The sequence below is a fragment of the Actinomadura geliboluensis genome (genome assembly GCF_005889745.1).
Lineage (GTDB): Bacteria > Actinomycetota > Actinomycetes > Streptosporangiales > Streptosporangiaceae > Spirillospora > Spirillospora geliboluensis.
In genome coordinates, this window is record NZ_VCKZ01000055.1 from 22,397 (window position 1) to 28,546 (window position 6,150).

Annotated in this window: 7 protein-coding genes; 1 reads left to right on the forward strand and 6 read right to left on the reverse strand. The window is 71.7% G+C overall.

The features are described from left to right. Positions 1-33 precede the first annotated feature (33 nt). The 4 genes from ETD96_RS10740 to ETD96_RS10755 all read right to left on the reverse strand — a co-directional run bounded on the left by ETD96_RS10740 (position 34) and on the right by ETD96_RS10755 (position 3,234). Positions 34-1,371, reverse strand: a complete 1,338-nt coding sequence (locus tag ETD96_RS10740; RefSeq protein ID WP_138636167.1) for an SPFH domain-containing protein — start codon at positions 1,369-1,371, stop codon at positions 34-36. Between the two features lie 148 nt (positions 1,372-1,519). Beyond that, entirely contained in the window at positions 1,520-1,723 is a 204-nt protein-coding gene (locus tag ETD96_RS10745) for a hypothetical protein (RefSeq protein ID WP_138636168.1), read from the reverse strand. Between the two features lie 90 nt (positions 1,724-1,813). Continuing rightward, entirely contained in the window at positions 1,814-2,509 is a 696-nt protein-coding gene (locus tag ETD96_RS10750; protein ID WP_138636169.1) for a hypothetical protein, read from the reverse strand. 53 nt (positions 2,510-2,562) lie between these two features. Next, the gene (locus ETD96_RS10755; RefSeq protein ID WP_171068965.1) at positions 2,563-3,234 is read right to left on the reverse strand and encodes a lysophospholipid acyltransferase family protein; all 672 of its coding nucleotides are present in this window, start codon (positions 3,232-3,234) and stop codon (positions 2,563-2,565) included. A 428-nt stretch (positions 3,235-3,662) separates the two neighbouring features. Between ETD96_RS10755 and ETD96_RS10760 the strand changes: the two genes are divergently transcribed. After that, positions 3,663-4,016: an STAS domain-containing protein gene (locus ETD96_RS10760; RefSeq protein ID WP_138636170.1), complete on the forward strand. Its 354-nt coding sequence runs from the start codon at positions 3,663-3,665 to the stop codon at positions 4,014-4,016. A gap of 21 nt (positions 4,017-4,037) precedes the next feature. On the opposite strand, the gene ETD96_RS10765 is transcribed toward ETD96_RS10760, so the two are convergent. Both ETD96_RS10765 and ETD96_RS44575 read right to left on the reverse strand, forming a co-directional pair. Further along, positions 4,038-4,868: a glutamate ABC transporter substrate-binding protein gene (locus ETD96_RS10765; RefSeq protein ID WP_138636171.1), complete on the reverse strand. Its 831-nt coding sequence runs from the start codon at positions 4,866-4,868 to the stop codon at positions 4,038-4,040. 20 nt (positions 4,869-4,888) lie between these two features. Then, a partial coding sequence (locus ETD96_RS44575) for an MCP four helix bundle domain-containing protein (RefSeq protein WP_171068966.1) occupies positions 4,889-6,150 on the reverse strand: 1,262 nt, incomplete at its 5' end.

Consider the following 6,150-nt stretch of genomic DNA (forward strand, 5'->3'; position numbering starts at 1 on the left):
TGCCGGGCCTTCAGCGGTGTCGGGGGGACGGTGTCAGTCTTCCTTGGGGACCTCTACGACCGGGACGGCCGGGGCCGGGCCGTTGTGGCCGTTGGCGGCGGGCTGGGCGTTCAGGTTGGCGAGCAGCTGCCGCGCCACCCCGAGGCCGGTGCCGCCGAGCGTCAGGGCCTTGGCGAGCATGTCCTCGATGCCCTCGGCGCCGTTCAGCACGACCATGTTGTCGACGTTGCCGAACACGCCCGCGCCGGCCTCGACGATCTGCGGCCACTGCTCGGCGAGCTGCTGCGCGATGACGGCGTCGGTGTTCTCCGCCAGCGCCAGCGCGCGGGCCTTGATCGCCTCGGCCTCGGCGAGCCCCTTCTGCCGGGTCGCGTCCGCCTCGGCCTCACCGAGGATGCGGGTCGCCTCCGCCTCGCGCTGCGCGCGCAGCTGGATCTCCGTCGCGGCGGCCTGCGCCTGGGCGATGCGCTCCTCGCGCTCGGCCTCGGCCAGCTTCACCTGCTCGTAGGCGCGGGCGTCGGCCGGCTTGCGGATCTCGCTCTCCAGCCGCTTCTCGGTGCGCTCGGCCTCCAGCTCGGCGTTACGGGTCTCCTTGAGGATGACCTCCTGGCGGGCCTGCTGCGCGGCCTGCTGCACCTGGCCCTCGTACTCGGCCTTCTTGATCTCGGTGTCGCGGATGACGGCGGCGTTCTGCCGCTCGGTCTCCTGCTCCCGCTCGGTGGCCTCCTGGTTGCGCTCGGCCTCGGCGATGCGGGCCGCGGCGGCGACCTTCGCGGCGTGCGGGCGGCCCAGGTTGGTGATGTAGTCGGTCTCGTCGTCGATCTCCTGTATCTGCAGGGAGTCGACGACCAGGCCCAGCTTGCTCATCTCGTCGGCGGCGGAGCTGCGCGTCTCGCTGGTGAGCCGCTCCCGGTTGAGGATGAGGTCCTCGACGGTCAGGTTGCCGATGATGGAGCGCAGGTGGCCGGTGAACAGCTCGTGGATCGCGCCGTCCATGGACGCCTGCTGCTCCAGGAAGCGCCGCGCCGCGTTGGCGATCGAGACCAGGTCGTCGCCGACCTTGTAGATGACCACGCCGCGCACCTTGACCGGGATGCCCTGCTGCGTCACGCAGTTCACTTCGAGGTTGGCGGCGCGGCTGTCGAGCCGCAGCCGCCGGGCGACCTGGAAGCCGGGCAGGACGGACGTCCCCTTACCGGTCACGATCTTGAATCCGAGGCTGTCCACGCCGTCGAGCGGCTTGGACTTGGCGCCGAGCCCGGAAATGATCAGAGCCTCGTTCGGCTCGGCGACCCGCCAGACCATCTTGAACAAGATGATCAACACGATGATGGCGACGACGACGCCGATCGCCACGGCGAGCACGGGCATGCGGCCTCCTCTTCAGATGTCGGTGCGGCGGGCAGGGCCCTCCGCGTTTCCCCTCAGACGCGCGGGCGGCGCGTTCGGTTCTCCCCGGTGGTGGCCTCATCGGGCCACCGTGCGGCGAGGCGGGCACCGGGGGGTCGCCGCGCCGCGGTCACTGGGGCAGCGCGGGCGCCACGTACACCGTCCGGGGCGGGTGGTACTCGACCACGACGATGATCGACCCGACGCCGATCTCCTCGCGCGGGTCCACGGGGTGCGCGTAGAACGCCTCGACCCCGCCGCGGATGGGGATCATGACCTCGCCGACGAGCCCCGGACCGATCCGGCCGGTGACCCGGCCCTCCTTACCGATCAAGCACACCCCCGCTGGGAACGAGCCCGGGGCGTCCGCCCCGTGTAAGCCGAACCGTATCCGCTCGGCGAGACCGACGGCGAGCCGCGTGACTCACGGCAGCACGCGCTCGGCCTGTTCGTGCGCCTCGCGGGCGAGCCGCTCGGCGTCCTCGCGGGTGGCGTTCGGGCCGAACACCGACACGGTGGCGAGGTAGTGGCGGCCGCGGAACACCACGTACCAGGTGCGGGCCCGGGCGTCGCCGCCGGTCGTGGTGACCCCGACGGTGCGCGAGCCCTCCCCGATCTCGCCCTTCGGCGTCTCCACCACGCGGTGCTCGGCCCACTGCGAGCCGACCTTCGTGCGGAACCGCAGGCAGCCGGCCGGGACGCGCGCGTTGACCTGCTTCTCGGCGTCGGCGGCGGACATGCCCATCAGCGTCTCGGTGGCGGTCTGCCCGGCGGTGCCGGTGAAGGAGACGAGGGCGGCCGGGACGTCGCTCGCCACGGTGCCGCCGGGACGCGCCGTCCCGCACCGGGGCTTGTCCAGGGTCGCCTCGCGCTGCAGCCTGGCGGCGTTCTGGATCGCCTTCAGCGACCCGTACTCGCCGGAGTCGGGCTCACCGGCCCGCCGGTAGCCGGGGGCCTCGCCGAGCAGCGCCTGCGCGAGCTGGTCGGAGGTGAACCCGATGCCCGCGACCTCGGCCCGCGCGGTGCCGCCGACCTCCCGCGCCCGCTCCCCGCCGTCCCCGCACGCGACCGCGGCGGCGGACACGGCGGCCAGCACGATCGCCAGACTCCTCTGCGCCATCCCGCGACATTACGGCCCGAACCCGCCCGGCTCCGCCGCCGACACGCGCGCGGTCAGCTTTGTTCGGCCCGGTCGTTGTACTCGGCGGCGTAGTCCTGGCCGGACATCTTCTGGATGGTCTCGACGATCTCGTCGGTGATGGCGCGGCGGGCCTTGGCGGGCGGCAGGTCGCGGTAGTGGGAGAAGTCCATCGGCGGCCCGATGCGCACGGTGGGGCGGGGGCCGAAGACGCGCGGGAACCCGGCGCCGATGGGCTGGATCTTCTCGGTGCCCTCCAGCGCGACCGGCAGGACGCGGGCGCCGGACTCCAGGACGAGCCAGCCGACGCCCGTCCGGCCGCGGTAGAGGCGGCCGTCCGGGGAGCGGGTGCCCTCCGGGTAGATCGCGAACGCGCCGGCGTTGTCGAGGACCTCGGCGGCCTGCTCCAGGGCGCCCATCGCGGCGCGGCGGGCGCCGCGCCGGACCGGGACGTGCCCGAGGTTGGTGAGGAACCAGCGGACGAAGCCCTTCTTCAGCCCGCCGCCCTCGAAGTAGTCGGCCTTGGCGATGTAGGTGACCGGCCGCGGCACCGCGAGCGGGATGATGAAGCTGTCGATGAACGACAGGTGGTTGCTCGCCACGATCAGCGGCCCGTAGCTCGGCACGTTCTCGCCGCCGATCACCCGGGGCCGGAATAGCAGCCAGAGGATCGGGCGTACGACCCGCGTCATGAACGTGTAGAACACCAAGCCTCCCGAATTCGCCACCGCCACTGTAACCTCTGCGCCGATCCGAGCCCGAGTCAGCGTCCGTCTTTCCCCCCTGGAGGCGGGTAAGAAATGGCCAAAGCCCAGGTCAAACGGGCTGCGGACGGGATTGCCGGGCCATTCTTACCCTTCAGTAAGTTTCTCTTGAGTAAGTTATTGCCTCCGTTTCCCGGATGACCCCGGACGCATCCGGACGCCCCGGACGGCATGTCGGGTAGAGTCTGGACGTGGGACCGGCAGGGGCGTCCGGTACGGCGTTACGGTCCGGTACGGCGTTACGGTCCGGGACGCGGGCGGCGGGCCCGGTCCCCATTCCCGGTGAGAGCTTGGAATGCGGGCACGGGTGCGCGATCCTGAGGAGTCACCTGAGATGGCCGGGTACCACCGGAGTGGGGCGTGAGGTGACCATGGACTTCGACATCAGCCTGATGCGCGACGACCGCTGCACCGTCGTCCGCGTGCAGGGCGACATCGACGTGGTGTCCCGGACGCGCTTCGAGGAGGCCCTCTTCGAGGTGGTCGAGACGGGCGAGCCGATGGCCGTCGACATGCGCGAGGTGACCTTCTGCGACTCGACGGGCCTGAACGCGCTCGTCGCCGCCAACCGCCGCGCGATCGAGCGCGGCTCCCACATCGCGCTGGTGGCGCTGCCGCCGCGCGTCCAGCGGGTCTTCCGCATCACCGGGATCGACAAGTTCATCCCGATCTACGACACGCTGCGCGAGGCGATCGTCTCGTTCCCGTCCACCACCACCCCCTGACACGCGGGGGGCCGGCGGCGGTCAGGTGCAGCCCTCGAACTGCGGGACGCTCGTCGTCAGCTTCAGCCCCGACTCGCCGAACCACTTCTTGAGCAGGCGCTCGGCGGTGCCGTCCTGGTACATCGCGGTGATGGCCCGGTTGACCTCCTCGCAGCCCTTCAGGTCGCCCTTCTTGAGGCCGACGCCGTACTTCTCGTCGGTGAACGGCGCGTTGATCATGCGGCCGGGGCGGCCGGCGGCGAACCCGGCGAGGATCAGGTCGTCGGTCGACACGGCGTCGAGCCGGCCGGCGGCGAGGGCGTCCATGCACGCGCCGTAGGTGTCCACGGTGACCGGCTTCGCGGCGACCTTGCGCTCCTCGATGACGCGGCGCCAGGAGTTGGAGCCGGTCACCTCGCAGATCCGCTTGTCCTTCAGGTCGCGGACGTCGCGGATCGCGGCGGCGTCGGCGCGGACGAAGGTGTCCTGGTGGGCGACGTAGTAGGGGCCGCCGAAGGTGACCTTCATCTTGCGCTTCGGCGTGATCGAGTAGGTCGCGACGATCATGTCGACGGTGCCCTTGGCGAGCGCCTCCTCGCGGACGGACGAGTTCGTCGTCCGCCACGTGATGCGGCTCTTCGGGACGCCGAGCCGCCCCGCGATGTAGGTGGCGACGTCGACGTCGAAGCCCTCGTACGTCCCGTCGGGGCGCTTGACGCCGAGCGCGGGCTGGTCCTCCTTCACGCCGATGACCAGCGAGTCCTTGCCGGCCACGGACTCCTTCTCGGCGCCGCCGAGGCCGCAGCCCGCGAGCACCGAGGCGGCCAGCACGGCGGCAGCCGCGGCCCGGACGGTAGTGGTGGTGGCGCGCATGGTCTGCTGCTCTCCTCCGGTCAGCGGAACTCGGCCAGCCGGGGACGGATCCCCGCGAGCACCAGCAGGGCGATGGCGGCGGCGCCGGCGGGCGGGACGGCGTTCCAGCCGCGCAGCCCGCCGTCGGCGTCCTCGATCGCCTCGTCGAAGGCGTCCTGGTGGACGGCCGTCAGCGCGCTGAGCGCCGCGTCGTAGGCGCCGAAGTCGCGGATGGCGTTGGACGTGCGCCCCATCCGCAGGTCGATGGCCCCGGCCCGGTTCCCGGACGCCGCGAGCCGCCGCATCTCCGCATCGTTGCGCTGGACGACCCGGTACGCCGCCAGCGTCTTCGCCAGCGTGTCCGCCTCACGGCCCCTGTCGGTCGTGCGCGCCTCGTCCCCGAAGAAGCCGAGGAACGGGACGGCGCCCTGCCCCGCCTTGTACGGGGCGACCTTCTGCTCCAGGCCCGCGTAGTAGTTCTCCAGGTTCACCGGCTTGTCGCCGAGGTCCGGGTAGATCACCGCCAGCGACTTGTCGAGGTAGGTCTGCTCGTAGGTGTCGGCGCGTCCCGGGTCGAGCAGGTAGCGGCTCTCGTCGGCGAACGCGCTGTGGCTGATCGCCCGCGCCCGCGACAGCTGGAGGATGGAGTCGAACCCGTCCTCCTTGGCCTTCTTGATGTGGCCCGCGTGCGCCGTCAGCAGGCCCGCGCCGACGGTCGTGAGGGCGATCGCGCCGAGCGTCGCCAGCACCAGCGCCGGGTTCAGCACGCGGCGGAACGTCCGGGCCAGGTACAGCTGCGTCGCGATCAGGAGCAGCAGCACGAGCAGCCCGGTGACGGCGACCCAGGTGCGGCCCGCGAGCACCGCCGACCGCTTCGTCTCGTACGACTGCCGGACGTGCGCGCCGCTGTCGAGCGTGATGTTGTACGCCTTCGGGAGCAGTTGCAGCTTCATCAGGTCGCTCGCCTCGCGGTAGGCGTCGATGACCTGGGGCGGCAGCTCCCCCGGCGCGTGGTTCGACTGCGCGTCGAGCTGCATCGCCCGGCCGACCAGCCACTCGTAGCGGCCGAGGCCGTCCAGCACCTCCTGGACGGTCAGCTTCAGCGCGGGGTCGCGGCCGGCGAGCTGCGCGGCCTGCACCGCGGCGGCGTGCGCGTCCGCGCGGCGCTTCTCGTACGTCCGCAGCGACGCGTCGTAGCCGATGCCGAGGTTGTGCTCGCGGCCGATCAGCAGGATGTTCGACACCTGCGCGTCCATGTCGCTGAGCGCGAAGTACAGCGTGCCCGTCGCGACGACCTGCGGAC